The organism is Streptomyces sp. CA-210063, assembly GCF_024612015.1.
Taxonomy (GTDB): domain Bacteria; phylum Actinomycetota; class Actinomycetes; order Streptomycetales; family Streptomycetaceae; genus Streptomyces.
On sequence record NZ_CP102512.1, the window covers coordinates 7,132,030 to 7,158,555 of the forward strand.

At 70.8% G+C, this 26,526-nt stretch carries 23 protein-coding genes, 2 tRNA genes and 2 pseudogenes; 20 read left to right on the plus strand and 7 right to left on the minus strand.

Annotated features, from left to right (window positions below):
• Window positions 1–155: 155 nt before the first annotated feature.
• Window positions 156–1,393: pseudogene (locus JIX56_RS31195) on the plus strand (IS30 family transposase).
• A gap of 61 nt (window positions 1,394–1,454) precedes the next feature.
• On the opposite strand, the gene JIX56_RS31200 reads toward JIX56_RS31195, so the two are convergent.
• Complete coding sequence (locus JIX56_RS31200; protein WP_257545418.1) at window positions 1,455–3,521, minus strand: hypothetical protein; 2,067 nt, start codon at window positions 3,519–3,521, stop codon at window positions 1,455–1,457.
• A 326-nt stretch (window positions 3,522–3,847) separates the two neighbouring features.
• Between JIX56_RS31200 and proB the strand changes: the two genes are divergently transcribed.
• From proB to JIX56_RS31225, 5 genes are all read left to right on the plus strand, one after another.
• Window positions 3,848–4,975 carry a glutamate 5-kinase gene (gene proB / locus JIX56_RS31205; RefSeq protein WP_257545420.1) on the plus strand — a complete coding sequence of 376 codons (1,128 nt, stop codon included), beginning with the start codon at window positions 3,848–3,850 and terminating at the stop codon, window positions 4,973–4,975.
• Window positions 4,976–5,135: 160 nt separating this feature from the next.
• Window positions 5,136–5,603, plus strand: a complete 468-nt coding sequence (locus JIX56_RS31210; protein WP_257551231.1) for a hypothetical protein — start codon at window positions 5,136–5,138, stop codon at window positions 5,601–5,603.
• A gap of 84 nt (window positions 5,604–5,687) precedes the next feature.
• The gene (locus JIX56_RS31215; protein WP_257545422.1) at window positions 5,688–6,974 is read left to right on the plus strand and encodes a glutamate-5-semialdehyde dehydrogenase; all 1,287 of its coding nucleotides are present in this window, start codon (window positions 5,688–5,690) and stop codon (window positions 6,972–6,974) included.
• Between the two features lie 120 nt (window positions 6,975–7,094).
• Window positions 7,095–7,706 carry an SCO2584 family spore wall biosynthesis protein gene (locus tag JIX56_RS31220; protein WP_257545424.1) on the plus strand — a complete coding sequence of 204 codons (612 nt, stop codon included), beginning with the start codon at window positions 7,095–7,097 and terminating at the stop codon, window positions 7,704–7,706.
• Window positions 7,707–7,850: 144 nt separating this feature from the next.
• Complete coding sequence (locus tag JIX56_RS31225) at window positions 7,851–8,921, plus strand: SCO2583 family membrane protein (RefSeq protein WP_257545426.1); 1,071 nt, start codon at window positions 7,851–7,853, stop codon at window positions 8,919–8,921.
• Window positions 8,922–8,992: 71 nt separating this feature from the next.
• Here JIX56_RS31225 and JIX56_RS31230 read toward each other — a convergent pair whose 3' ends face one another.
• Window positions 8,993–10,129, minus strand: coding sequence for a M48 family metallopeptidase (locus tag JIX56_RS31230; protein ID WP_257545428.1), 1,137 nt, complete (start codon window positions 10,127–10,129; stop codon window positions 8,993–8,995).
• A gap of 100 nt (window positions 10,130–10,229) precedes the next feature.
• Here JIX56_RS31230 and JIX56_RS31235 point away from each other — a divergent pair, with 100 nt between their 5' ends.
• The 9 genes from JIX56_RS31235 (at window position 10,230) to JIX56_RS31275 (ending at window position 15,318) form a co-directional block, all read left to right on the plus strand.
• Window positions 10,230–10,400 carry a hypothetical protein gene (locus JIX56_RS31235; RefSeq protein ID WP_257545430.1) on the plus strand — a complete coding sequence of 57 codons (171 nt, stop codon included), beginning with the start codon at window positions 10,230–10,232 and terminating at the stop codon, window positions 10,398–10,400.
• 178 nt (window positions 10,401–10,578) lie between these two features.
• Complete coding sequence (locus JIX56_RS31240) at window positions 10,579–10,746, plus strand: hypothetical protein (protein WP_257545431.1); 168 nt, start codon at window positions 10,579–10,581, stop codon at window positions 10,744–10,746.
• Between the two features lie 58 nt (window positions 10,747–10,804).
• Window positions 10,805–11,515, plus strand: coding sequence for a nicotinate-nucleotide adenylyltransferase (gene nadD / locus JIX56_RS31245; protein ID WP_257545433.1), 711 nt, complete (start codon window positions 10,805–10,807; stop codon window positions 11,513–11,515).
• A 16-nt stretch (window positions 11,516–11,531) separates the two neighbouring features.
• On the plus strand, window positions 11,532–13,217 hold the full coding sequence (locus JIX56_RS31250; RefSeq protein WP_257545435.1) for an LCP family protein: 1,686 nt from the start codon (window positions 11,532–11,534) through the stop codon (window positions 13,215–13,217).
• 153 nt (window positions 13,218–13,370) lie between these two features.
• On the plus strand, window positions 13,371–13,817 hold the full coding sequence (gene rsfS / locus JIX56_RS31255) for a ribosome silencing factor (protein WP_257545437.1): 447 nt from the start codon (window positions 13,371–13,373) through the stop codon (window positions 13,815–13,817).
• On the plus strand, window positions 13,814–14,482 hold the full coding sequence (locus JIX56_RS31260; RefSeq protein ID WP_257545439.1) for a histidine phosphatase family protein: 669 nt from the start codon (window positions 13,814–13,816) through the stop codon (window positions 14,480–14,482). The genes rsfS and JIX56_RS31260 overlap by 4 nt, the downstream gene beginning before the upstream one ends.
• 130 nt (window positions 14,483–14,612) lie before the next feature.
• A tRNA-Ala gene (locus JIX56_RS31265) sits at window positions 14,613–14,685 on the plus strand.
• A gap of 225 nt (window positions 14,686–14,910) precedes the next feature.
• Window positions 14,911–15,081 carry a hypothetical protein gene (locus JIX56_RS31270; protein WP_257545441.1) on the plus strand — a complete coding sequence of 57 codons (171 nt, stop codon included), beginning with the start codon at window positions 14,911–14,913 and terminating at the stop codon, window positions 15,079–15,081.
• Between the two features lie 3 nt (window positions 15,082–15,084).
• Window positions 15,085–15,318 (plus strand): hypothetical protein, encoded by a 234-nt coding sequence (locus JIX56_RS31275; RefSeq protein ID WP_005479297.1) that lies wholly within the window; start codon window positions 15,085–15,087, stop codon window positions 15,316–15,318.
• Here JIX56_RS31275 and JIX56_RS48105 read toward each other — a convergent pair.
• The 3 genes and pseudogenes from JIX56_RS48105 to JIX56_RS48115 all read right to left on the minus strand — a co-directional run bounded on the left by JIX56_RS48105 (window position 15,297) and on the right by JIX56_RS48115 (window position 16,521).
• On the minus strand, window positions 15,297–16,070 hold the full coding sequence (locus JIX56_RS48105; protein ID WP_443031916.1) for a glycosyltransferase family 87 protein: 774 nt from the start codon (window positions 16,068–16,070) through the stop codon (window positions 15,297–15,299). The two genes, JIX56_RS31275 and JIX56_RS48105, sit on opposite strands and share 22 nt — an antisense overlap.
• Window positions 16,071–16,110: 40 nt before the next feature.
• Window positions 16,111–16,278: pseudogene (locus tag JIX56_RS48110) on the minus strand (glycosyltransferase 87 family protein); the annotation flags it as partial.
• A 6-nt stretch (window positions 16,279–16,284) separates the two neighbouring features.
• On the minus strand, window positions 16,285–16,521 hold the full coding sequence (locus JIX56_RS48115) for a hypothetical protein (RefSeq protein ID WP_443031917.1): 237 nt from the start codon (window positions 16,519–16,521) through the stop codon (window positions 16,285–16,287).
• Window positions 16,522–16,644: 123 nt separating this feature from the next.
• On the opposite strand from JIX56_RS48115, the gene JIX56_RS31285 reads away from it, so the two are divergent.
• Window positions 16,645–16,717 (plus strand) — tRNA-Ala (locus tag JIX56_RS31285).
• A 113-nt stretch (window positions 16,718–16,830) separates the two neighbouring features.
• Here JIX56_RS31285 and JIX56_RS31290 read toward each other — a convergent pair.
• Together JIX56_RS31290 and JIX56_RS31295 are read right to left on the minus strand one after the other, a co-directional pair.
• The gene (locus JIX56_RS31290; RefSeq protein WP_257545443.1) at window positions 16,831–18,447 is read right to left on the minus strand and encodes an NADH-quinone oxidoreductase subunit NuoF family protein; all 1,617 of its coding nucleotides are present in this window, start codon (window positions 18,445–18,447) and stop codon (window positions 16,831–16,833) included.
• Window positions 18,444–19,772 carry a ferric reductase-like transmembrane domain-containing protein gene (locus tag JIX56_RS31295; protein ID WP_257545445.1) on the minus strand — a complete coding sequence of 443 codons (1,329 nt, stop codon included), beginning with the start codon at window positions 19,770–19,772 and terminating at the stop codon, window positions 18,444–18,446. Before JIX56_RS31295 ends, JIX56_RS31290 begins: the two co-directional genes overlap by 4 nt.
• A 492-nt stretch (window positions 19,773–20,264) precedes the next feature.
• Between JIX56_RS31295 and leuS the strand changes: the two genes are divergently transcribed.
• The 4 genes from leuS (at window position 20,265) to JIX56_RS31315 (ending at window position 26,514) form a co-directional block, all read left to right on the plus strand.
• The gene (gene leuS / locus JIX56_RS31300) at window positions 20,265–23,135 is read left to right on the plus strand and encodes a leucine--tRNA ligase (RefSeq protein ID WP_257545447.1); all 2,871 of its coding nucleotides are present in this window, start codon (window positions 20,265–20,267) and stop codon (window positions 23,133–23,135) included.
• Between the two features lie 147 nt (window positions 23,136–23,282).
• Window positions 23,283–24,059: a hypothetical protein gene (locus JIX56_RS31305; protein ID WP_257545449.1), complete on the plus strand. Its 777-nt coding sequence runs from the start codon at window positions 23,283–23,285 to the stop codon at window positions 24,057–24,059.
• A gap of 99 nt (window positions 24,060–24,158) precedes the next feature.
• Window positions 24,159–25,004, plus strand: a complete 846-nt coding sequence (locus JIX56_RS31310; RefSeq protein WP_257545451.1) for a DegV family protein — start codon at window positions 24,159–24,161, stop codon at window positions 25,002–25,004.
• A 451-nt stretch (window positions 25,005–25,455) separates the two neighbouring features.
• Window positions 25,456–26,514 (plus strand): helix-hairpin-helix domain-containing protein, encoded by a 1,059-nt coding sequence (locus tag JIX56_RS31315; RefSeq protein ID WP_443032073.1) that lies wholly within the window; start codon window positions 25,456–25,458, stop codon window positions 26,512–26,514.
• The last annotated feature ends 12 nt before the right edge of the window (window positions 26,515–26,526 follow it).

The window sequence follows — 26,526 nt, forward strand, 5'->3', positions numbered from 1 at the left end:
CGGGGAACTGCGCGATCAGCCACCTACCGCCCGCAGTCGCCCTCCGAGCGCATCCCCCGAGCTATTGGGCGCAGCAAGTACCCGAACGGCAAAAGGGCCCCGGAGCAACGCTTGGGTTCTAGGAGTCGTTGCAACACCCCAGTTCAAGGGGTGCGATGGACTTCGAGATCCGGGGAAACCGGGGTAAGTCTCAGGGCCGCAGGCGTCTGGTCCGTGAGCGGGAGGAATACTTCCGGCTCATGGACCAGGGCCTGAGCAGCGCCGAAGCCTGCAAACGCGTCGGGATCAACTACCGGACGGGCAAGCGGTGGCGCAACGGCCGGGCGGCGACCGGCAAGAACAGAGCGGCACTGCCCGTACTTGCCGTCGCACCGCCCGAGAGCCCGTCGAGGTATCTGCGGGAAGCCGAGCGCATCCACATCGCCGACCGGCTGCGGGAGAAGGCCACTGTCCGGCAGATCGCGGCCGGGCTGGACCGCAGTCCCTCCACGATCAGCCGGGAGATACGCCGCAAGGGCATGCCACTGCGCGGGGACTCCTCCCGCTGGGCCTACCGGCCCCACGCCGCCCAGGCCCGCGCCGATGCCCGCCGGCCCCGCCCCAAGCCCGGCAAGATCGGCCGGAACCCTCAGCTGCGCGACTTCATCCGGCACCACCTGCACCTGCGCTGGAGCCCCGAGCAGGTCTGCCAGGCTCTGCGGACACGCTTCCCCGACCGGCCGGAGATGCACGTGACCCACGAGACGGTCTACCAGGGCCCTCTACATCCAGGGCCGGGGCGACTGCGCCGCGAACTGACCCGGGCCCTGCGCACCGGACGCGCGCGCCGCAAGCCCCACCGACAGCCCCACCAGCGCGTTCCGCGGTTCTCCACTCCGATGGTCATGATCAGCGAACGCCCTGCCGAGGCCGGCGACCGGCCGTGCCCGGCCACTGGGAAGGCGACCTGGTCATCGGCAGGGACAACGGCTCCGCCATCGGCACCCTCGGCGAGCGCGCCACCCGGTACGTGATGCTGCTGCACCTTCCCCACGGCCGCACCGCCGAACACGTCCGCGACGCCCTCACCGAAACCGCCCAGACCCTCCCCGCCCGCCTGATGCGGTCCCTGACCTGGGACCAGGGCATCGAGATGTTGGCCCACGGCTCCTCCGCCGTCACCACCGGCGTCCCGGTCCACTTCTGCGACCCGGCCAGCCCCTGGCAGCGCGGCTCGAACGAGAACACCAACGGCCTGCTACGGCAGTACTTCCCCAAAGGCACCGACCTGTCGCAGCACAGCCGCGGACACCTCGACACCGTCGCCGCCGAACTCAACAGCCGCCCACGCAAAACGCTCGGCTGGGAAACCCCAGCCGAGCGCCTCGCCAAGCTCCTGGCCACAGCCAGTTGATCACTTGTGTTGCAACGACCCCTGGAATTCGCCAACCACCCCCGGGGCCCTTCGGCTTTCCCTAGCGGAGCGCCTCCGTGTCGCTGGACTCGGCTTCGGGCACCTCTTCCCCCGCCTCCCGAGGCGACGGGATCTCGGTGGCGAGGCGGGACTCCATGCGTACGCGGCGGTCGTCGGCCTTGGCGCAGAGCGCCTTCACCGCGGAGCCGAAGCGGACGAGGGAGGGCGGGTCGGAGGGGCCGAGGAGCTGTTCCTTGAGCTCGGCGCGGGCCTTGGTGAACTGGTCCTTCTCGGGGTCGCGGACCGCGTCGAGGAGGGCGGGGACGCCGCCCGCCTTGGGCGCGAGGACGACACCGGCGGAGACCGTCGGGAAGGCCACCCGGAACGCCGCCTCCGGCAGCCCGGACGTGTTGGCGACCGCGTACGGCTTCTCGCTGGACAGCCAGTCGGACACGACCGACGAGACATCGCTGATCAGCAGGTCGGACACGTTGAAGCAGGCGAAGATCGCGGGCCGCGCCTCGGTGACGATTCTGTGCTCCCACTCGGGGAACGACGACCAGTACGCCTTCTCCCACGCCAGCGTCGCCTCGGCGATGGCCGCCTCACGGTTCCCACTGGGCGTGCCCTGCAGCAGCATCCGTTCCATCTCGTCCGCGCTGGCACGGAAGGAGGTCGAGGTCAGCTTGTCCAACTCAGCCGTACGGCGGGCCAGTTCGGCTGCCGCCTCGGGGCCGGGGCGAGTCCCGGACCGCTTGGTGTTGGCCTCCCGGATCATCGCCTTGATGCGCTCGTTCGCGGCCCCCGCGCGCGGGTCGACCGAGCCGGTCATCGGGTGCGGCTTGTAGAGCAGCCGGACCTTGTCGTCGGCGAGGAGCTCCCGGACGATGTTCTCGCCGGCCAGGACCACGGAGGTGTTGCCGGGGTTGCCGTCCCAGCCCTCCCAGGTGGGGGCGTAGAGGACGGTCGTGTACGTGCCGGTCGGCGGGCCCGCGTACGGGCGGATCGGCGCCAGCTGCGGGCGGCCGACCTCGACGATGTCCTTGTCCTCGACGCCGACCTCGGCGAGCGCGTACCGCTCGCGCGCGGCGGGACCGGCGACCCACACCTCGTCGTACGCCTTCGCGTACGGGTTGCACGAGGAGAGCTTGTCGCTCTCGCCGTGGTTGATGAAGGCGTGCTTGACGGTGGGGATGCGCAGCACCTGGGAGGTCTTCGCGGCGTTGGCCGGGTGCAGCATCATCTTCAGCGTCGAGTTCTCCAGGGAGAACATCGTCGACACCTTCGGGAAGCAGATGACCGGGACGTCCGTCGCGTCGATCTTCTGCACCATGAAACGCTCACGCAGCACGATCAGCGGCTTCTCCAGCTGGGAGAGCGTGGAGAGCCACATGTTCGCCTGGTAGGCAGAGGTCGTACCGCCGGAGAAGTACATCGCGGTGGTCGGCTGGTACCGCGCCAGCCACTTGTCCAGCCACTCCATGACCTGCTGCTCGCTCTTCGCCCGCTTCTTCGGCAGCAGCCAGGTCGCCAGGTACGCGGTGCCCGCGACGAGGAGGGTCAGACCGACGCCGAGGCCGAGGCCGCCCCAGGTGGCGTCGCGCGTGGCCGCGGTGAGAACCAGGCCGGCCGTGATGGGCAGGGAGAACGTCAGCAGCCGGTGGGCCTGGCGGCGGGCCAGGATGCGCGGCGGGGCGGCGGTCAGGCGCAGCTCGGAGGCGTCGATGTTGCGGGTGACGATCGGCAGCGTCCGGGTGCGGCGCACCAGCACCGAGACGGCCTGGCAGGTGAAGTGCACCACGTAGAAGACACAGAGGCCGACCAGGAGCGGGGCATGCTCGCGCAGCGGGTCGATGCCGTCGATGCGCAGCAGCCCCACCAGGATCAGCATGTCGCGCAGCAGCTGGCGCACCAGCGCGTCGAAGCGGACCTTGCCCAGGGGCGCGAGCAGCCCGGGGTCCCGGTACTGCAGATACGTGTCCAGGACGAGGCCCGCCGCGCCGGCGGCGACGAACACGGGGATGTTCGGCAGCAGCGCGGAGACGATCTGGGCCGTGAAGAGCGCGAACATCGCGAGCAGCGCTGACAGCTGCGCGATGCGGCGGGGTGCGAGGCCTGCGGAGGGCACGGGCTGGGCTCCTGCGGAGGGGTGTGACGGACGGAGGGGGGAAGGTGAGTCTGGGGGTGGCCTGAGGGAGGCCGATCCCTGACCGTATGACCTAGGGAGGCCGGGGAGCAATCTTCGGCGGGAGCAATCACCAGTAGTCGGACATAACTCATGGAACCTTGAGGCGCGTCTCGGCATCTCCCCATAAAGGGCTCAGAGGCGGGCGGTCGCCGTCCACCTCCGCGATCCGCTGCCGTCCGCCCCTCGAAATGGAGACGCGTCCGCCCCGGCCGCTCCCGTAGATTGCAGAGTGCACACACCGGGCTGGTCGAACATTGGGGATGGGCGTGTCAGCGGCAAGGCAGGCAGTGGCGGACGCACACCGGATCGTCGTGAAGGTGGGTTCCTCGTCACTGACGACAGCCTCCGGGGGCCTCGACGCGGACCGGGTGGACGCCCTGGTGGACGTCCTCGCCAAGGCCCGCAGCGGCGGAGAGCGGGAGATCGTGCTGGTCTCGTCCGGCGCCATCGCCGCCGGGCTCGCGCCGCTGGGCCTGCGCCGCCGCCCCAAGGACCTCGCCCGGCAGCAGGCGGCCGCCAGCGTCGGCCAGGGCCTGTTGGTGGCCCGCTACACGGCCTCCTGCGCCCGCTACGGCATCCGGGTCGGCCAGGTGCTCCTCACCTCCGATGACATGAGCCGCCGCGCCCACCACCGCAACGCCTCCCGCACCCTGGACAAGCTCCTCGCGATGGGCGCGCTGCCGGTCGTCAACGAGAACGACACCGTCGCCACGGACGAGATCCGCTTCGGCGACAACGACCGCCTCGCCGCCCTCGTCGCCCACCTCGTGCGGGCGGACCTGCTGGTCCTGCTGTCCGACGTGGACGGTGTCTACGACGGCGACCCCAGCAAGCCCGGCACGTCACGGATCGCCGAGGTGCGGGGCCCCGCGGACCTCGCGCACGTGGAGATCGGCTCCGCCGGCAAGGCCGGTGTCGGCACCGGTGGCATGGTCACCAAGGTCGAGGCGGCCGCGATCGCCACCGGAGCGGGCATCCCCGTGGTCCTCACCAGCGCCGTCCACGCGGCGGATGCCCTCACCGGCCGCGACACCGGCACGTACTTCCACCCCACCGGCAAGCGCTCCGCCGACCGGCTGCTCTGGCTCCAGCACGCCTCCACCCCGCAGGGCGCGCTCACCCTCGACGACGGGGCCGTGCGCGCGGTCGTCGAGCGCCGCACGTCGCTGCTGCCGGCCGGCATCGCGGCCGTCGAGGGCGAGTTCGTCGCGGGCGACCCCGTCGAGCTGCGCGACGGCACGGGCCGGGCCGTGGCACGCGGGCTGGTCAATTTCGACGCCAAGGAGATCCCCCAGCTGATCGGCCGCTCGACCCGGGAACTGGCGCGCGAGCTGGGTCCCGCGTACGAACGAGAGGTCGTACACAGGGACGACCTCGTCCTCCTGCGCCCCTGACCAGCGGCCCCATGGAGGGGCGAAAGCGCGGGCCCCGGCAGTGCGCGTTCCGTAAAACCGCCACGCGAAGCCCCTGAGCCTGCTCAACTTTGTCTCGGGGAGATTCCGCACGACCTATTGCGAAGCACGAATCGTTGCGAAGGAGGCCGTCGTGAGACGAGTGCGCCCCGGGGCCGCGGCGTCCCGTGGTGGTGGTACCTCCCGTGCGGCCGGCGAGGAGCGGGCGCTCACCAGCGTCGCCGCCTCGGACACGTACGAGGGCGACAGCGTCGAGAAGCCGCAGGACCTGCCCCGGCTGTGGCACGTCACGCTGAGCGTCTCCGGACCCGAGGCCCCCCTCAAGGAGGTGCGGCGCGGCCTCGAACAGCTCGCCCACGACCACCCCTTCCTGCTGACCAGCCGCTACGCCAACGACCACGCCGAGATCCGCTACTGGGAGGAGGCCCGCGACCTCCACGACGCGGCGGCCGTCGCCCTGCGCCTGTGGGGTGAGCACCGCCGGACGGCCGGGCTGCCGCCCTGGGAGATCGTCGGCCTGGAGGTCATCGACCGCCAGACGTACCACCTGCGGATCGCCGAGGGATACGGGCCGCCGCCGGCCTCGCCCGTCGGCGTCCATCCCTTTTGACCGTCCCGCCGGAAGCCCGCGGGTGTGTCTCGCGTCTTGGAACAGCCGATGGACGCTCCCGCCGGGCGCACTACCCTTTTCTCCATGACCTCGCTCTCGCCGTACGACTCCATGACGCCGGTCACCCGGGCCGCCTACCGTGCCAAGGCCGCCGCCGCCGACCTCGCGCCGCTCCCGCGCGCCGACAAGGACGACGCGCTGCTCGCCATCGCGGACGCGCTGGAAGTCCGTACGAGTGAGATCGTCGACGCCAACGCCAAGGACATCGAGCGGGCCCGTGAGGCCGGCACCAGCGAAGCGATCGTCGACCGGCTGACGCTGACCCCGGAGCGGGTCCGCGCGATCGCCGCCGACGTCCGCGACGTGGCCGCGCTGCCCGACCCGGTCGGCGAGGTCGTCCGCGGCTCCACCCTCCCGAACGGCATCGACCTGCGCCAGGTCCGCGTCCCGCTCGGCGTCGTCGGCATCATCTACGAGGCCCGCCCGAACGTGACGGTGGACGCCGCGGCCCTCTGCCTGAAGTCCGGCAACGCGGTCCTGCTGCGCGGCTCGTCGTCCGCCTTCGAGTCGAACACCGCCCTCGTACGAGTCCTGCGGGACGCCGTCGGCGGCGCGGGCCTGCCCGCCGACTCCATCCAGCTCGTCCCCGGCGAGAGCCGCGAATCCGTACGCGAGCTGATGCGCGCCCGCGGCCTGGTCGACGTGCTCATCCCGCGCGGCGGCGCCTCCCTCATCCGCACGGTCGTGGAGGAGTCCACCGTCCCGGTGATCGAGACGGGCACGGGCAACTGCCACGTCTACGTCGACGCCAATGCCGACCTCGACACCGCGATCGAGATCCTGATCAACTCCAAGGCGCACCGCGTGAGCGTCTGCAACGCCGCCGAGACGCTCCTCGTCCACCAGGACATCGCCCCCGTGTTCCTGCCCCGCGCCCTCGACGCCCTCGCCGACGCCGGGGTCACGGTCCACGCCGACGAGCGCGTGCTCGCCTTCGCCAAGGAGAGCCGGGCCACGGTCGTCGAGGCCACCACGGACGACTGGGAGACCGAGTACCTGTCGTACGACATCGCCGCCGCCGTCGTCGACTCGCTGGACCGGGCCGTGGAACACATCCGGCTGTGGAGCTCCGGCCACACCGAGGCGATCGTGACGACCTCGCAGCAGGCCGCCCGCCGCTTCACCCAGCTGGTCGACTCCACGACGGTTGCCGTCAACGCCTCGACCCGTTTCACCGACGGCGGCCAGTTCGGCTTCGGCGCCGAGATCGGCATCTCCACGCAGAAGCTGCACGCCCGCGGCCCGATGGGCCTGCCCGAGCTGACCAGCACGAAGTACATCGTGACGGGCGACGGACACGTACGGCGCTGAGCGGCACGGGCCTCGTGGGACGCCGGTCCGCTCCTGTGAACGGGCTGGCGACCACCTGGCAAAACGGATGAATTTCCTTACCGTCTGCCCAAATTGACCACCCCGGTCTACTCTGGATCCGTGCCGGAGGACGTGGGGGGCACGCCGTTCCCTGACGGCTGGGAGCCCGACGACGACCGCGACCGCGGGGGTATGGACGAAGAGTTCGCCTCCGTGGTCTTCGACGAGGACTTCGTACGGGCGGCCGTGGTCCACGAGCCGACCGCGGTCGAACGTCTGCTCGCAGCGGCGGAGGCCCGTGCCGCGGCCCAGGAGGCCGAAGCGCGCCGGGCGCGCTCCAGAGGCGCACGCGGCGACGACGACCGTTACGACGACGGCTTCGGACCCGACGGCCCCGATTTCGGCCACGGCCGTGATGACGAACTGGACGATCTCGACGACACCGAGATCCTGGAGGGCCACTACGGCCCCGACGGGGCGTACGGCAGGCCCTACGGCAAGCAGTCCCGCTGGCACCGGCCCGTCGCCTGGATCCTCGCCCTGGTCATGGGCATCGGCATGGTCGCGCTGGCCTTCACCGCGGTCTACCGGGGCGCCTCCTCCGGCCGCGACGAGGTTCCGCTGCCCCCCGCCACCACCGGCGTCGAACAGGGCATCCCGACGGGCCCCTCCGCCTCCGCGGACTACTCCCAGCCGGCGGTGTCGGCATCGGCGGTGCCCCGCACGCCCTGAGACGGCCTGGTCGAGCCTTGGCAGGAAGCCTGGTCAAGCCTTGGCAGGAAGTTCGACAGCTGTTCGAAAACCTGGTGGGGACCTGTCAGAACTTGTCGTGTACCACCGCGTTTACCGAGGCCCCCGGAGACCTACTCTGAAGGTATGGGCGGGCCTGGAAACCCACCTGAGGGCAGTCCCGAGGGCGCCCCCGGCGGTGGAGAGGACGAGTACCGATCCGTCGTCTTCGACGAGTCGTTCGTCCGCGCTGCCCGCCTCCAGGAGTTCTCCGCCCAGGAGCGCCTCTCCGACCACGCCCCGGCCGTGCGCCGCCGCCCGCCCCTGCGCCGCGGCTTCTCCCGGCAGGCCCTGGTCCTCGTCCTGCTGATCGCCCTCGCCTTCGGAACCGCGATCTACATGGGCGTCCGCCACCCGTACGAGAACCCGGCCGGGAAGCCCACCGAGCCGCTGCGGATGACGGTGATACCGCTGTCCCCGCAGTCCGCGGTACCCGGCGCCGAGGAGCCCGAGACGCTGTACGCGCACAGCCCGGCCGCCCAGTTCCGGATCGGCGCCGAGGGCATCACGATGCCGGCCACCCGGCGCACCGAGCACTTCACCGACAGCCAGATCGTCTCCGCGCTGACCATCGCCAAGGAGTACCTGGTCGCCTCCGCCCTCGACCCGGAGGTCCTCGGCGGCACCACCGTCCAGCCCGTGCGGCGGCTGGTCGACTCGGAGCAGCTCGACCAGTTCGAGCAGAGCTTCGACCAGCCGACGGCGGACGGGCGGCACGCGCCCACCGGCTGGCTGGTCCGCTTCGACCCGTCCCGCGCGGCACTCGCCGACCGCAAGATCCGCGTCCAGGGCACGCTCCAGGCCGCCGAGCTCGACTCCGGCACCCTGGAGGTCGTCGCCGCCCACACCCTTGTGTACGCGCTGCGGCCGCCGGGCGACAAGGCCGCGGTCGAGGCCTCGCTGTTCACCGTCCGGCGCGAGCTGCACTTCCGCTTCGACCGTGACGACCTGCGCACCCACCAGGCCGAGATCGTCGTCGCCTACGTCCAGGCCGGACCACTGGCCTGCGCCGACGACGCCACGAACCATCTGCGCCCGCTGCTCGCCGGTCAGACGGCCAAGGCGGGCGGCCCGGCCGCCGGCACCGACCCGTACGGCACCGGCGCCGCCACCGCCCTGTGCGGCTCCCTCGCGGAGAGTGCGCAGCCCAAGGTGTGACGCGACAGCGCCCGGCCCCGAGATCAGATCTCGGGGCCGGGCGCTGTCGCATCAGTGAGGGTGACCGTACGTCACTCGTCGTCCGGGCGCCTGTCCCGCGGGGTATCGGTGTCGGTGTCGGTCGGAGCCTCGGTGTCCGTGGCGGTCGACCCCGAGCCGCTGCCGCCGCCTGCGAAGCCGCCGAAGCCGCGCCGCACCCGGCCGCCGAGGTCGCCCGCGCCGCCCGCGATGTCGGTGACCAGCTTCATCAGCGGGTCCTTGGAGTTCTTGACGCTGCTCGTGTAGTGCGCGGCCGACTCGCGGAAGGAGTCGGTCACCGAGGTGCCCTTGTCCTCGCTGCGCCGCGGGTAGTGCCCGTCCATGATCCGCTGGAAGTCGCGGGACTCGGCCCACTTCTTCAGCTCGGCAGCGCGCACGGTGGTGAAGGGGTGCGAGCGGGGCAGCACATTGAGGATCTTGAGCACGGAGTCGCGCAGGTCGCCCCCGGCCTCGTACTCCTCGGCCTGCGCGAGGAACGCGTCCACGTTCATCTCGTGCAGATGGTTGCCGCCGGCGATTTTCATCAGACCGCGCATCGAGGCCTGCAGGTCCTGACCGACCAGGAGGCCGGCGCGGTCCGAGGAGAGCTCCGACTTGCGGAACCACTCGCGCAGGGCGGTCACGATCGCCATGATCGCGAGGTTCCCCAGCGGGATCCAGGCGACCTTCAGGGCAAGGCTCGTCAGGAAGAGCAGTATCGTGCGGTACACCGCGTGGCCGGAGAGCGCGTGGCCCACCTCGTGGCCGATGACGGCCCGCATCTCCTCCTCGTCGAGCAGCTCGACGAGCCCGGTGGTCACGACGATGATCGGCTCGTCCAGACCGATGCACATCGCGTTCGGCTGCGGGTCCTGGTTCACGTACATCGGCGGGACCTTCTCCAGGTCCAGGATGTAACACGCGTCCCGCAGCATGTCGTTGAGGTGGGCGAACTGCTGGTCCGAGACCCTTACGGAGTCGGACAGGAACAGCAGCCGGAGGCTGCGTTCCGGGAGCAGACCGCTGAGTGCCTTGAACACCGTGTCGAAGCCGCTGAGCTTGCGCAGCGCGACCAGCGCCGAGCGGTCCGCGGGGTGTTCGTACGCCCGCGAGGAGATCCCCTCGAAGCGCCTGCGCTGCCTGCTCGGCACGTTCTCGTGCCCGTTCTGCTCGTGGCTGTCGTCCGGCATGTTTTTCCCCCATGCGTCTGATTGCCCATGTTGCCCCCGAAGCGAGGCCCAGCCTAGGCGGAGTTACCGTGGCAGGGCATCAACCGTAAGGAGCGATCTCATGGAGCATCTCCCGCACCTGTCGGCATCCGGCTGGCTCACCGAGGCCGCGGACGCCGCCGCGAAGGAACAGGGAGCCGGCAACCTGCTGCGTGTGGTGCTCATCGTGATGGTCCTGGGTTCCGTCCTGATGGCGTGGTTCCTGCTGCGGGGATACAAGCGGGACGAGTGACGCCCGCCGACGTGAAGGACGTACGGAGCACGCGAACGGTTGTCTCCCACGAGAAGTACGCGCCCGGCGGTGCCCGCGTTCACTCCCGGGCGGAGTCGGCGTGATCGCCGAGGAGCCCCCCGCTTACGATGGCCCCAGTCTTTATCCCGATCCCACACCCGGATAGGTCACGCCGACGATGAGCTTCCACAGCACCGCTGCCGACTTGGTCACTTTCGCCGCCGAGGGCGGCGGGGAGCACGGCGGCAACCACGAGAGCCTGAACCCCTACCTGACCGGCGGCGGAGCCTTCTTCGCCCTGATGCTGCTGCTGTGGATCACGACCCGCTTCAACCGGGATCGCTAATCCCCGCAAAAGGACGTTCGAGTCGGGCGCGTCGGCCGGGCCGGTAGGCTCTCCATGCATGGGAGAGCAGGAATTGCCTACCGGTCCGGAGCAGGACAAGGCGAAGGATCAGGCGCACGACACCACCGGCGGCCGGGCCGACAGCACCGCCGGCATACCGGGAAGCCGCCCGTCGGAGCCCGGCCGGCGACGCCTCGGCGTCATGGGCGGAACGTTTGACCCGATCCACCACGGGCACCTCGTGGCGGCCCAGGAGGTCGCCGCGCAGTTCGGTCTCGACGAGGTCGTGTTCGTACCGACCGGCCAGCCGTGGCAGAAGTCCCACCGCACGGTGTCGGCCGCCGAGGACCGCTATCTGATGACGGTCATCGCGACGGCCGAGAACCCCCACTTCTCCGTGAGCCGCCTCGACATCGACCGCAAGGGCCCCACGTACACCATCGACACCCTGCGCGAACTGCACGAGCTCAACCCCGAGTCGGACCTCTTCTTCATCACCGGCGCCGACGCGCTCGCCCAGATCCTCACCTGGCGCGACGCCGACGAACTCTTCTCCCTCGCGCACTTCATCGGGGTCACCCGTCCGGGTCACACCCTGGCCGACCCGGGCCTGCCCGCGGGCGGGGTCTCACTGGTCGAGGTTCCGGCGCTCGCCATCTCGTCGACAGACTGCCGTGCGAGAGTCGCCAAGGGCGATCCCGTCTGGTACCTGGTGCCGGACGGCGTGGTGCGCTACATCGACAAGCGGCAGCTGTACCGCGGCGAGTGAGCCGAGAGGGGCACCGGTGAACGACCGATACGACGCTGGCCACGGGGGCGACCAGCAGTACGAACTCGTGGGCTACGACGAGTACGGGCAGCCGGTGTACCGACAGGTACCCCGGCAGCAGGCGTACGACCCGTACTGGACGCAGCAACAGCAGCCCCAGGGCTACGGCTACGACCCGTACGGGACCGGTCAGCAGCAACCGGTGCCGTCCTACGACACGAGTCAGCAGGCGCCCGTCCCCACCTACGACACCCATGGCTCGTACGACCCCTACGGGCAGACCGCGAGCACCGGTCACCAGGCGGCCCAGGTCGCCGAACAGACCGCGTACATCCCGCAGCAGGCGGGGCCGCCGGCGACCGTGGAGGAGAGCGGACCCCGGGCCGGTGACACCTCTTCGGCGCGGGACTTCGACGAACGGGAGTACCGCACCGAGCAGTTCGCCTTCGTCGAGGAGCCCGACGGTGACTCCGAGGACGTCATCGACTGGCTGAACTTCACCGAGAACCGCACCGAGCGCCGTGAGGAGGCCAAGCGGCGAGCCAAGAGCCGGCTGATCGCCCTGGCCGTGGTCTTCGCCCTGGTCGCGACCGGCGGCGTCGGCTACCTGTGGTGGGACGGCACGCTGCCCGGGGCGTCCTCGGACACGCGGACCGGCACCACGACGTCCGCGGCCGCCCAGAAACGCGATGTGGTCGTCGTCCATCTGCACGACACCAAGGGGGGCGGCACCTCCACGGCGCTGCTCGTGAACAACACCACCACCAAGCAGGGCGCCACCGTCCTGATCCCCAACGCCCTCGCCCTGACCGGTGACGACGGCACGACGACCACCCTCGCCAAGTCCGTCGACGACGACGGCTCCTCCGGCACCCGCGACGAACTCGACACCGTCCTCGGCACCGACATCGAGGGCACCTGGCGGCTGGACACCCCGTACCTCAACAACCTCGTCGAACTCGTCGGCAACATCGACATCGACACCAACACGGACGTGCCCGACCCCGAGGCCGAGAAGAAGACCGAGGCACCCCTCGTCAACAAGGGCAAGGGACAGACCCTCAGCGGCAAGATGGCCGTCGCCTACGCCACCTACCGGGCCTCCGGCGAGTCTCAGAACGCGCAGCTGGAGCGGTTCGGGCAGGTCATGCAGGGCGTGCTGCGCAAGCTGTCCTCCGACGCGCAGGCCGCCACGGTCACCGTACAGACCCTGGCCCAGATCCTCGACCCCTCGCTCAGCGACGAGGATCTCGGCGCGTTCCTCGCCAAGCTCGCCGACCACGCCAAGGGCGGCGACCACAAGACCGAGCTGCTGCCCGTCCAGCAGGACGGCACCCTCAGGGCCGAGGACTCCGACAGCGTGGTCAAGGACCTGCTCGGCGGCGCCGCGAAGAGCCCCGACGCCGGGGACGCGGTCCGTGTCGGCATCCGGAACGCCACCGGCGACGAGGACGCCACCGAGCAGGCCCGCGTGGTCATCCTCAACGGCGGCTACACCTTCCTCGACGCCGGCACCCCCGGCACCGCCCGGGCCACCTCCCAGGTCACCTACTCGGACGCGGCCCGCAAACAGGACGCCATCGAGGTCGCCAAGACCCTCGGCCTCCCGACCACCGCCGTCAGGAAGGGCGAGACCACGTCCAACGCCGACGTCTCCGTCGTGCTCGGCCAGAACTACGAGACGACGGACCCGACGGGATGACCGCCTGCACCGTGTGACCAGGATCAGGCCCCGGAGGCGCCGCCGCGGCGCCTTTGGGGCCTGATCGATTAACCCGTGGGGCGGTGTCGGCGGGGCGTGAGACCCTTGGGGTAGCCCGCGAGGGTTCCTGACCGCCGACGGAAAGCCTTGGTAGTGACCGCCACTGACCGCTCTCTCGAGCTCATCAACACCGCCGCTCAGGCGGCCGCCGACAAGCTGGCGCACGACGTCATCGCGTACGACGTCAGCGATGTGCTGTCCATCACGGACGCCTTCCTGCTCGCCTCCGCGCCCAACGACCGTCAGGTCAAGTCGATCGTCGACGAGATCGAGGAGCGGCTGAACAAGGAGCTGGGCGCCAAGCCGGTCCGCCGCGAGGGCGACCGCGAGGCCCGCTGGGTGCTGCTGGACTACGTCGACATCGTCGTCCACGTCCAGCACAGCGAGGAGCGGGTCTTCTACGCCCTGGAGCGGCTCTGGAAGGACTGCCCCGAGCTGGAGCTGCCCGCCGACGCCAAGGCCACCCGGGGCAAGGGCGCGGAGCACGCCAAGATGCGCGCCGCCGAGGAGGCCGCCGAGCTGGGCGGAGAGCTGCGGTGACCGCGGGCATCGACTCCGCCGACCGAAAGGGCCGGGGCCGCCGCGTCATCCTCTGGCGCCACGGCCAGACCTCGTGGAACGTGGAGCGCCGCTTCCAGGGCACTACGGACGTCGAGCTGACCGAGACAGGTCTCGGTCAGGCACGCCGTGCCGCCCGGCTGCTCGCCTCCCTCAGGCCCGACGCGATCGTCGCCTCCGACCTGCGGCGTGCCGCCCACACGGCCGCCGAGCTGGCCGCGCTCACCGGCCTGGAGATCAACCACGACGAGGGCCTGCGCGAGACCTACGCGGGCGTCTGGCAGGGGCTCACGCACGACGAGATCATCGCCCGGCACGGCGAGGAGTACGCCGCGTGGAAGCGCGGCGAGCCGGTCCGCCGCGGCGGCGGCGAGCTGGAGACCGAGGTCGCCGACCGCGCCGCCCCCGTGGTGCTCCGGCACGCCGACAAGCTCCCGGAGAACGGCACCCTCGTGGTGGTCAGCCACGGCGGCACCATCCGCACCACCATCGGGCGCCTCCTCGGTCTGGAGCCCCACCACTGGGAGGGCCTCGGCGGCCTCTCCAACTGCTGCTGGTCCGTCCTCGGCGAGGGCGCCCGCGGCTGGCGGCTCCTGGAGCACAACGCCGGCACCCTGCCCGAACCGGTGCTCGGCGACGACGACTGAGCCTCGTAAGAGGCCTGGTCACGCGGCCCGGGACCCGGATTTCACTTTCCGGCTGCTCGCAGGCTAAAGTTCTTCTTGTTCGCCCCGCCGAGCGGGGCGAAACACCATGCGGCTCCGCCGCGTGGCACAAGGGGCTATAGCTCAGTTGGTAGAGCGCCTGCATGGCATGCAGGAGGTCAGGAGTTCAATTCTCCTTAGCTCCACAGATCGGTACAGAAGATCCCGTTCCCACGAGGGAACGGGATTTTTCGTATGTGACCTGCGTCCCTTCTTGAGCACGCGTGGCCCCGGAGGCGTATATCTCTGCGGACGGCCTTCTTTCCTGCCGCGTGTCCGGACTGGTACGAAGGCGTCGCTGACCGTATTGGTCCGGCCGTGGCAGAATCAAACGGCCGGAAGGGGGCGCGGCCCGACGGGAGGGAGAAGCGATGCCTGCGAGCATCCGCGGGGAGGTCCACGACCTTCCCGTAGCGGTGGTGATGCGGAGCAAGACCACCCTCCTCTGCCCTTCCTGCGGCTCGCTCCACGTTGCCCAAGTCCTCGGTGACAACGGAGGGATCTCCTACGTGTGCACGGCCTGCGGCCACAGCTGGAGCTGATCGATGGGTGCACACAGGAGGAAGTGCGACTGGTGCGGCAGCGGCACGCCCATCGTCCGCGACATGGAGCCCGTCAACGCCGACTATCAGTACTGGTGCGAGGAATGCGCACGGGCGCTGATCATAAAAGGCGATCCGATCGAGACGTACCGCGAGCTGGAGGGCGAGCCGATCTACGGCCGCCTTCTCGAAGAGCACTGCACGCTCAAGCGTTTCTATTCGTTCGTGACGGCCTGATCGTTCGGCTTGGTCTTTCGGCCGACGTCTTGTGACGGCCTGAGCGTCTCGACGGCCGACAGGGCCAGAAAGAGCAGACCGGCCGCGGCGTAGAGGGCGGACAGCGTCAACTCGACGCCGTTCTGTCGCAGTTCGAGCCGCCCCGGCCCGTGTGGCACCCACCACAGGGCGTACGAGCAGAACACCAGCGCCATGCCGACGGCGACCGCTCGCCGCCGGGCCGTCACGAGGACCATCGGCACGCACCACACCCAGTGGTGCGACCACGACACCGGGCAGATCAGCAGCGCCGTCACCGAGCTGCGCGGCCACCGCCCGGCCGCGCCGCCCGCGCAGCTCCGCGGCCACCGCGACCGCGAGGCCCAGCGCCCCTGTGACGGCCGCCGAGGCGATCCACCAGGCGCCGGGCTCCGGGGTGTGCAGCAGGCGGGCCAGCACTCCGCGCAGGGCTGGTTGGCGGTGTCCTCGGGGTGCCCGACGCGGCCCGCCGCGAAGACCATGCGGGTCCAGAACCGCCAGGAGTCGTACGGCAGGACGGCCGCCGCCAGCAGGGTCGCGCCGGTGAACGCGACGGCCGCCCCGCGCGCGTGCCGCAGCCAGGGGCCGCCGGAGCGATGCCGTGCCCGGGCCGCGAGGCCGGTGGCCAACAGGAACACCGCGAACAGCCCGGGAGTGAGCTTCACGGCGGCCGCCAGACCGATGCCGACGCCGGCCCGGCGGTGGCCGGGCCGCCGGGACAGGTCCCACAGCACCCAGGACGGCCGGCAGCCGATTGACCTGGCCGTACCGCAGGGTCGTCCACACCGGCTCGCACCACACGGCCACCGCGGCGACCCACCAGACGGTCTCCACGCGCGCGTGCCCGGCGATCCGCAGCCAAAGCCCCACGAAGACCACGAGGAGGGCCAGGTTCCCGGCCGTCGCCGGCGTGCGCAGGGCGGCCGGGTCCGGCAGCGTCAGCGGGGTTTACAGCAGGGCCGCGAACGGCGGGTGGGTGGTGGGCGGTTCGGCTTCGGTCGCCCGCAGCGCGTAGAGGTCGCCGCCCGCCCGTACGGTCTCGCCCTCGGCCCGGTAGACCATCAGGCCGATCATCGAGACGTCCGCGGCCCGCTGGGCGATCCAGAACCCCGCGAAGGAGAACAGACACGCGCCCAGGGCGACTGGCACACGGCGGTGGATTCCGGGGAACGCGAGCACGGTCACGGAAGCCGACATTAGCCATCAAATCCACCTCCAATCCGTACCCGTCGGAAACGATTTGGTGGTGCGCGCGAGGGACCGGTAATGTTGGCGTCGCCGCCGGGGAAACCGGGCGGAACAATACGAGGGGCTATAGCTCAGTTGGTAGAGCGCCTGCATGGCATGCAGGAGGTCAGGAGTTCAATTCTCCTTAGCTCCACAGAGAAAGACCCCGTCCACATGGACGGGGTCTTCGCGTTGTCGGCGGCGAGAGTGGCACGGGCAGCGAAAAGGGCGGGTCACCCCGATGGGGTGGACCGCCCTTCGGCGTACTCAGCGACCGCTGCCCAGAGCCCGGCGGCCGCGGCCCTGGGAGAGGACCGGCAGATTGCGGGACGGGGCGGCGGCGCGGTTGTCCTCCTCGAGGCGCAGGGCGAGCGCGGGGCAGCGGCGCACCGCGCGGAGGGCCTTGGCCTCGGCGTACTGGGGGACCTTCGCCTGGGCGACGGTGGGGAAGCCGTCGGCGCCGAGCTGGAAGACCTCGGGGAGGATGTCGGCGCACAGGCCGTGGCCCCGGCAGAGGGTCCAGTCGACGTAGATCTTCTGGCGGCTGGCGCCGCTCTCCTCCTCGGCCGCGCCGCCCGGAATGCCGGTCGGCATCCGGCCGCCCTCGAAGAGCGGCAGCACGCCTTCCACGGGCCGGCCGCAGCCGTTGCCCAGGACATGCGCGGCGAGGTCGTCGGTGAACGCCTTGACCGTCGATTCCAGGAACATCGCGGAGCCGTCCGGGTGCGAACACGCGCCGCGCCGCTTGACGTTCTTCGCGACCTGCTTGAGCGCCTCGAGAGCGGCCGGACCGCCGCCGTTGAGGATGTCCTCCATACCGCGCGCGGCGGCCGGCAGACCGAGGTAGCAGGGACCGCACTGTCCCGCGCTCTCCTCGGCGAGCCACTTGGCGACCTGGAGCGACTCGCCGAGCGGGCAGGTGTCCTGGCTGATCGGCAGGATCGCGCCCGCGCCGAGGGCACCGCCCACCGCGTCCAGCGAGTTGCGCGAGACGACCGCCTCGTTGACCGTCGCCGCGTCGATCCACTTGCCGTGGTAGCCGCCGGTCAGCACGCCCTGCGGGACCGGCGGCGCGCCGGCGAGCTGCAGGATGTAGCGCAGCGGCACACCGGTGGGCGCCTCGATCACCATCGGGCGGGCGACCGCGCCGGAGACCGTGAGCATGACGGTGCCCGGCTCGTCGTACAGGCCCGTGTTGCCGTACCGCTCGGAGCCGATGCGGGCGCCGATGGCGAGCTGGGCGAAGGTCTCGGCGTTGGAGAGCAGGGTCGGCGCGCCACCGACTCCGCTCTGCGACGCGCTGGTCTTGCGGCCCGGCGGAATGGCCGGACCGCCGTCGATCGAACGGATCAGCGACGCGGCGGCGCCGGTGACCATGCGGACGGGGTTGCGCTGCACGCTCGCGCGGATGGCCGCGCCCCGCCGGTTGCTCAGACCGCGCTCGGAGAGCGCGGCCTCCATCGACCGCTGGGTGGATTCACGTGTCACCCCGATGACCAGCTGACGGGCGCCCAGGGCCTCCGCGACCAGCAGGGCGCCGTCCAGGATGAGGTGCGGGGCACGGTTGATCAGCACCGTGTCCTTGCGGCAGGCGGGTTCGTCCTCGCTGCCGTTGACGACCACGACGGGTCGGATGCCGCGCTTGATCGCCGCCTCGGCGACAGAGCGCAGCTTCTTGTGGAACGGGAAGCCCGCGCCTCCCCTGCCCTTCAGGTTGATCCGCTCGGACAGCTGGGCGAGCTGCTCGCCGCCCATCGGTTCGAGGGGACCATGCACCTTCAGGTGCATGGGCAGGTCGAGTCTCTCGACGAGGTCGAAGCCCGAAGTGAGCTGGGGGAGACCCACCACACGGACTTCGGGGACGTCGGGAAGGGCCTCGTTCACTTAAATCCTCCGGAAGGCGCGTTCCAGGGTTCGCCTGAGCTCGGCGGGTCGTAGTCGTAGCCGGGCAGCGTTTCAGTGGCGGGACCGCTGTTGTACGTGTCATTCGGGTTGTACGTGCCGTAGGGGGCGTTCGTCTCAGCCGTTCCGTAGGAAGTTTCGGAAGTCCCCGTGGCGTAGGTCTCGCCCTGGTAGGTCTGGCCCGGGTATGTCGTCTGTCCTCCCGTGTACGCCTGGCCGGCGAAGGTGTCCTGCATCGGGTCGTACGCCGACGGGGGCGCCTCGCCGACCGGCGGCGGGGACGGGGCCGGCCAGCGTGTGCCCGTGCCGACGCCGTCGTCCACCCGGGGCATGGCCTGCGTGGGCTGCATGTCCAGCGGCTGCTGCTGGGTCAGGTAGGGCGCCGTGGGCTCCGGGGCGCGTGGGGTCATCGACACCGCGCGGTAGGCGGCCGCGAAGCCGGGGCCACTGTCGGCCGCGGCGGCCGCCGCGCGCTGCGGGGGTACCAGCGGGTCGCCCAGCGGGGGGTTCGTGCCCTGTCCGCCGCCGAAGCCGGGCAGCGGGAACTGGCCGGTGTCGCGCATCTGGTCGCGCTGTCCGCCTTCACGCCGACCGCCCTCGCGTCGTCCGCCGGGCTCCTCCAAGCCCTGCAGGGCCGAACGGGACTTCACGAGGTCGTCGACCTCGGGGGGCCGCTGGCCGTCGGTGCCCAGGACCGCGGTGATCCGGTCGGCCACCTGGCGCTTGACCTCACGCGGGGCGGCACGCAGCAGCAGGGCGGCGGCGACGGCGACCAGGCCCAGGGAGTAGAGGATCACGAAGACCGGCTTCGCTTCGCGACCCGCGTAGAGTCCGTGCACGAGCGCGAAACACCAGGCTGGGTAGGCCATCATGTGCATCGTGCGCCAGCGCGCCGCGACCGGTGCGGGGGAGGCGAAGTTGCTGCGCAGCGCGCCGGTGATGGCAACGAAGATCATCAGGGTCGCCGCGGTGGCGCCGAAGCCGATGAGTGCGCCCGAGCCCGTCACTCCGAGCGCGAAGGGGAACAGGGCGAGCGCGGAGACATGGTCCAGCGCCAGCTTCACCGTCACGTGCAGGAAGAGGAACGCGACCGAGGCGATGGCGGTCGTCCGGTGGACGGCCTGGCCGATGATCCTCTGGCGCACGCTGAGAAGGGTCCGGTCCTGGGCGACGAGACCCCAGAGCACCGAGCAGGTCAGCGAGACGAGCGAGAGAACGCCCGCGCCGAAGTCGAGGAACTCGCGGTACGCGTCACCTCCGACCAGCACACTTACGGGTATCAGCAGCAGAGCGGCAGCCGTGGCCATCCCGTAGGCCGAGCGGCCTGGTTGGGGCAGCGAGCTGTTACTGCGACGAGGGTTCATGGGGGCAACTCCGAACAGTTCGGGAAAGCGGTCCCGTCGTCGAACTGTAAGTGGTGCCAAACCGAGCGGTACGAGGTTTCAGTTATTGCGCTGTTATCAAGGGGCAATCTCACATCTGTGTTGCCCCTTAGTGGTTGTTACGCGAAGTAAGTTTTGAATAAAGTTCAACTTTTTTGGCCGGATTCCGTGGCTGACACGCCGCTGCTGCCTGTCCCTCGCCGGCCCGGAACCTCGTCGCGGCGGCTGTGAGGGCTGCGGTACCCTGAGCCCATGCGTGCCGTACGCCTTCTGCTTAGCGAGCCGCGCTGATCAGTCCCGACCGCCGATGAACGGCGTGGTCGGAATCGGCGCGGCGTCCCCTCCTGTGCGAGGGGATTTTTCGTTTCCTGGACGAACAGCCCGCTGGCAGAGACGATCGATGGAGCTTTGAGGATCATGAGCGAGACGAACCCCGCTGCCGCCGAGACGGCCGCGCCGCACCGCTACACGGCCGCCGTCGCGGCCGAGATCGAGGCACGCTGGCAGGACTTCTGGGACGCCGAGGGCACCTACGCCGCTGCCAACCCGAGCGGGGACCTGGCGGGCGACCCCGAGCTGGCCGCCCGGCCCAAGAAGTTCATCATGGACATGTTCCCGTACCCGTCCGGCGCGGGCCTGCACGTCGGCCACCCCCTGGGGTACATCGCCACCGACGTCTTCGCCCGCTACCAGCGGATGACCGGCCACAACGTCCTGCACACCCTGGGCTTCGACGCCTTCGGCCTGCCCGCCGAGCAGCACGCCGTGGCCACCGGCGAGCACCCCCGGGTCACCACCGAGGCCGCCATCACCAACATGAAGTCCCAGCTGCGCCGGCTGGGTCTGGGCCACGACAAGCGCCGGTCGTTCGCCACGATCGACCCGGACTACTACAAGTGGACCCAGTGGATCTTCCTGCAGATCTTCAACTCCTGGTACGACGACGAGGCGAAGAAGGCCCGCCCGATCGCCGAGCTGGTCTCCCAGTTCGAGTCCGGTGAGCGCGCGGTGCCCGGCGGCGGCTCCTGGAGCACGCTGAGCGCCGTCGAACGCGCCGACGTCCTGAGTGAGTACCGCCTGGCGTACGCCTCCGACGCGCCGGTCAACTGGTGCCCCGGCCTGGGCACCGTGCTGGCCAACGAGGAGGTCACCGCCGACGGCCGCTCCGAGCGCGGCAACTTCCCCGTCTTCAAGGCCAAGCTGCGCCAGTGGAACATGCGGATCACGGCGTACGCCGACCGCCTGCTGGACGATCTGAACGAGCTGGACTGGCCCGAGGCCATCAAGCTGCAGCAGCGCAACTGGATCGGCCGCTCCGAGGGCGCCCGCGTCGACTTCCCCGTGGACGGCGAGCGCATCACGGTCTTCACCACGCGCCCGGACACCCTGTTCGGCGCGACCTACATGGTGCTGGCGCCCGAGCACCCGCTGGTCGAGAAGTTCACCCCGGCCGCCTGGCCCGAGGGCACGCACGACGTCTGGACCGGCGGCCACGCGACCCCGGCCGAGGCCGTCGCCGCCTACCGCGCGCAGGCCGCCTCGAAGTCCGATGTCGAGCGGCAGGCCGAGGCCAAGGACAAGACCGGTGTCTTCATCGGCTCGTACGCGACCAACCCGGTCAACGGCGAGCGGATCCCGGTCTTCATCGCCGACTACGTGCTGATGGGCTACGGCACCGGCGCGATCATGGCCGTTCCGGCGGGCGACCAGCGCGACTTCGAGTTCGCACGCGCCTTCGAGCTGCCGGTCCACTGCATCGTCGAGCCGACCGACGGCCGCGGCACGGACACCTCGACGTGGGAGAACGCCTTCGCGTCCTACGACGCGAAGATCATCAACTCCACCGGTGAGGGTGTCTCCCTGGACGGCCTGGGCGTCGCCGAGGCCAAGGAGCGCATCACCGAGTGGCTGGAGCGGTCCGGTGTCGGCCAGGGCACCGTCAACTTCCGCCTGCGCGACTGGCTGTTCAGCCGCCAGCGGTACTGGGGCGAGCCCTTCCCGATCGTCTACGACGAGGACGGCATCGCCCACTCCCTGCCCGAGTCGATGCTGCCGCTGGAGCTGCCCGAGGTCGAGGACTACTCGCCGCGCACTTTCGAGCCGGACGACGCCGACACCCAGCCCGAGACGCCGCTGTCGCGGAACGAGGAGTGGGTGAACGTCACGCTGGACCTGGGCGACGGCCGCGGCCCGCGTCCGTACCGGCGTGAGACCAACACCATGCCCAACTGGGCCGGTTCCTGCTGGTACGAGCTGCGCTACCTGGACCCGCACAACTCCGAGAAGCTGGTCGACCCGGAGATCGAGCGGTACTGGATGGGCCCGCGCGAGGGCCAGCCGCACGGCGGCGTCGACCTGTACGTCGGCGGCGCCGAGCACGCCGTGCTGCACCTGCTGTACGCGCGCTTCTGGTCCAAGGTCCTGTTCGACCTGGGCCATGTCTCGTCGGCAGAGCCGTTCCACAAGCTGTTCAACCAGGGCATGATCCAGGCCTTCGTCTACCGCGACAGCCGTGGCTTCGCGGTGTCGGCCGCCGAGGTGGAGGAGCGCGACGGCGCCTACTACTACGAGGGCGAGAAGGTCAGCCGCCTGCTGGGCAAGATGGGCAAGTCCCTGAAGAACGCGGTCACTCCGGAGTTCATCTGCGAGGAGTACGGCGCCGACACACTGCGTCTGTACGAGATGGCGATGGGCCCGCTGGACGTCTCCCGGCCGTGGGACACGCGCGCGGTGGTGGGCCAGTTCCGGCTGCTGCAGCGGCTGTGGCGCAACGTCGTCGACGAGGCCACCGGTGAGGTGACCGTGGTGGACGCCGAGCCCGGCGAGGACACCCTGCGGGCGCTGCACAAGGCCATCGACGGCGTACGCCAGGACCTGGAGGGCCTGCGGTTCAACACCGCGATCGCCAAGGTCACCGAGCTGAACAACCACCTGACCAAGGTGGGCGGCCCGGTGTCCCGCTCCGTCGCCGAGGCCCTGGTCCTGCTGGTCGCGCCGCTGGCCCCGCACATCGCCGAGGAGCTGTGGCGCAAGCTGGGGCATGGGGATTCGGTGGTGCACCAGGACTTCCCGGTCGCCGATCCCGCCTACGTCGTCGACGAGGCCGTCACCTGTGTCGTCCAGATCAAGGGCAAGGTCAAGGCCCGCCTGGAGGTGCCGCCGACGATCTCCGAGGAGGAGCTGGAGAAGGTGGCCCTGGGCGACGAGAAGGTCGTCGCGGCGCTGGCCGGGGCACCGATCCGGAAGGTGATCGTGCGGGCGCCGAAGCTGGTGAACATCGTCACGTAGCCGCCTGGCCCAGCGGTCCTGGCCGCGGTTCGGGGGCGTCCCCTACGGGCAGGTTCAGGGTTCCGATGGAACTCGGGACCTGCCCGCTGCGTTTACCGTGGAAGAGCGCAGCAGTATGTGCCGTGCTGGTCGGAGGAGGAGCGCGCCGTGGAAACCGTGATCGCAGTGGTCGCCCTGCTCTTCGTGCTGCTCGTCGTACTGGGCGCCTACGCCACGGTGAAGGCGGTCGGCGCGGCCAAGCGCGGCGTGGACCGTACGATCACGCAGGCCAAGCGGACCGTCGAGGACACCACCCTGCGCGCCAGAAGCCTCGCCCAGCCGGGCCCGGTGGGCCAACTGGCCGACCTGCGGCTGAAGTTGCGCACCTCGATGCGGGCCACGCAGGAGGCCTTGCAGGCGGGCGTGGGCGAGGACGAGTCCCTGAAGGAGTCCTTGGCCCTCTTCGCGCAGCTCAGCAAGCACGGCCGGGAGCTGGACGACGAGCTCAGGCGCCTGGAGCCCGAGCCGGACCGGGCCAAGCTGGCCCAGCGGCTGCCCGCGCTGCGCGAGCGCACGGAGCGGATCATCAAGTCCGCCGACTCGCTGCGCTGGGCGGCGCACGACCGGGCCCGCAGGTTCGCGGAGGACGACCTGGAGACGCTCAGCGCCCAGATCGACGTCGAGGCGGGCGCGCTGCGGCACTGGACGACGGAACCCGCGTCGGTCTGGCCCGAGGCGCCCAAGGCCGAGCCCACGCCGGTCTGGCCCGAGGCACCGAAGCCGGAGCCGACCGCCTCCACGGGGCAGACCTGGCGGGAGACCCCCGAGTCCCGCACCGCCGAGTCCCGCACCGGCGAGGAGCCGTCGAAGCCCGCGATCACCCCGCCGAGCGCGCGGCCGACATACCCGTGGCAGAAGAAGCCCCGCCCGGAGAGCACGACTTGAGCCGGTGGGCTCGAACGGCTCGGTCGGCTCGCTCCGTACGGTCGCAGGTGACAGGGGCCGGGCTGCCGTCAGGGGGACTTGGCGGGTAACCTCCAGGTCATGTCCCGCCATGTCGCGATCGTCACCGATTCAACGGCCTACCTGCCGCCGCCGGCGATGGAGCGTCACGGCATCATCGCGGTGCCGTTGACCGTGGTTCTCGGCGATCAGGCGCTCGAAGAGGGCAACGAGATCTCGGCACGTTCCCTGGCCCAGGCGCTGCAGAAGCGACGGTCCGTCACCACCTCCCGCCCCAGCCCCGAACTGTTCGCGGAGACCTACCGCAGGGTCGCGGAGTCGGGCGCCACGGGCATCGTCTCCCTCCATCTGTCCGCCGAGTTCTCGGGCACCTACGACGCGGCCGTGCTCGCGGCGCGCGAGGCACCCGTGCCGGTGCGCGTGGTGGACACCGGGATGGTCGCGATGGCCCTGGGGTTCTGCGCCCTGGCCGCCGCCGAGTCCGCGGAGGCGGGCGGCACGGTGGACGAGGCCGTCACGGCCGCCGAGAAGCGGGCCGCGGGTACGTCCGCGTTCTTCTACGTCGACACCCTGGACTACCTGCGCCGGGGCGGGCGGATCGGCGCGGCGCAGGCCCTGTTCGGGTCCGCGCTGGCGGTCAAGCCGCTGCTGCAGCTGGACGGCGGCCGCATCGAGATGCTGGAGAAGGTCCGTACGGCGTCCAAGGCGATCGCCCGTCTGGAGGAGATCGTCGCCGAGCGGGCGGGCGGCGCGCCGGTCGACATCGCCGTCCATCACCTCGCCGCGCCCGAGCGGGCCTCGGCGCTCGCGGAACGGCTGCGGGAGCGGGTGCCCGGGCTGGCCGACCTGCATGTGAGCGAGGTCGGGGCGGTGATCGGGGCGCATACGGGGCCTGGGTTGTTGGGGGCGGTTGTCTCGCCTCGGTGAGGGGACCTGTGCTGGTGCCGACACCGCGTCCGGGGACGTTGCCGTTCGGCTGCCGTGGGGGCCGTCGCTCGTGTGGGTGACGAAGTTATCCACAACTGGGCAGTAATCCACGGGAATTGAGCAAGATCATCGCGAGTGGGCGGGCTTGCCCGATCCTCGGCGCATGGCACTTCGATCACGTTCACGTACTGCGACAGTCACCAGCGGCCCGGGCCGGGGCCCGACCTCGGACGGGCGCGCCCGGCACCGCACACGGCAGCCCCGGGGCAGGGCCGGTCGCCGCCGGGCCTCAGCGGAGACGCTCCGGCTGCGCGCGGAGGCACTGTTCCCCGAAAGGGTCAGGGAGCCGCGCGAGTTGGGGCACGGGCCGCCAGGAGCGCCCAGGGGGAGGACGGGGGTTGGCTTCGGCGTTGCCTGGGCGCGTGGGGTCGAGGGCGCCGGTGCTCCTGCCATCGGTGGTGATGTGGATGAGTCCGGGAGCCGGGCTGACGCTGGCCTCCCGCGTGGGGGTGTTGCCGGTGGGCGAGGTGCTGCCAGGGGTGCTGCCGGTGCCGGTGCCGGTGCCGGTGCCGGTGCCGGTGCCGGTGGTCGTGGCGGTGGCGGTGGTGGTGCGGGCAGCCGTGCTGTCGCTCGTGGTGCTCTCGCCGGTGCTGCTGTCACCGACAGGTCTGAAGCCGGTCGTGAGGTCGAGGTCGAGGAAGACACTGTCGGCCGCGATGTGAGGGGTACGTGGCGTGAGCGGGTAGGGCCGGCCGTGCGGGAGCGGTTGCCGTTGTGGTTGCAGGTGCGGTGCGGCATCGAGCGGAAGAGCGTCGTCGCACTGAGTGTGGTGCTGGTGGCCGCGGCGGTGTTCGCGGCACAGCACTTCTGGGCGGGACGCACCCAGCCGGTGAGCGCGCCCGAGGTGGTGCGGGAGGGGATGCCGGGGGCTCCGGGTGGGACAGGGGATCCGGGGGCTTCATTCGGCGCAGCCGGTGGTGGTCAGGTGGTGGCGCCGGGCGCCGCGGCCGGGGCGGTGGCTCCCTCGGCCGGGCCCTCGATCGTGGTGGATGTCAGCGGGAAGGTGCGCAGTCCGGGGATCCAACGGTTGCCGGCCGGTTCCCGCGTCGCCGACGCGTTGCGGGCGGCGGGCGGTGTGCGGCCGGGCGCGAACACCGACGGTCTCAACCGCGCCCGTCTCCTCGTCGACGGCGAACAGGTCCTGGTCGGCAACCCGGCCGCGGTGTCCGGGGCGGGTGCGGTGCCGGGCGCCGGGGCGGGCGGTGGTGGCGGTGGTGTCGCCGGAACCGGCGGGGCGGGCACCGGTGCCACGCCGACAGCCCCCGTCTCCCTCAACACGGCCACCGCGGACCAGTTGGACACCCTGCCCGGCGTCGGTCCTGTCCTCGCACAGCACATCATCGACTACCGCACCCAACACGGCGGCTTCCGCTCGGTCGACGAACTGCGCGAGGTGAACGGAATCGGCGACCGCCGTTTCGCCGACCTACGGAACCTCGTGCGGCCATGAAGGTGAGGGAAG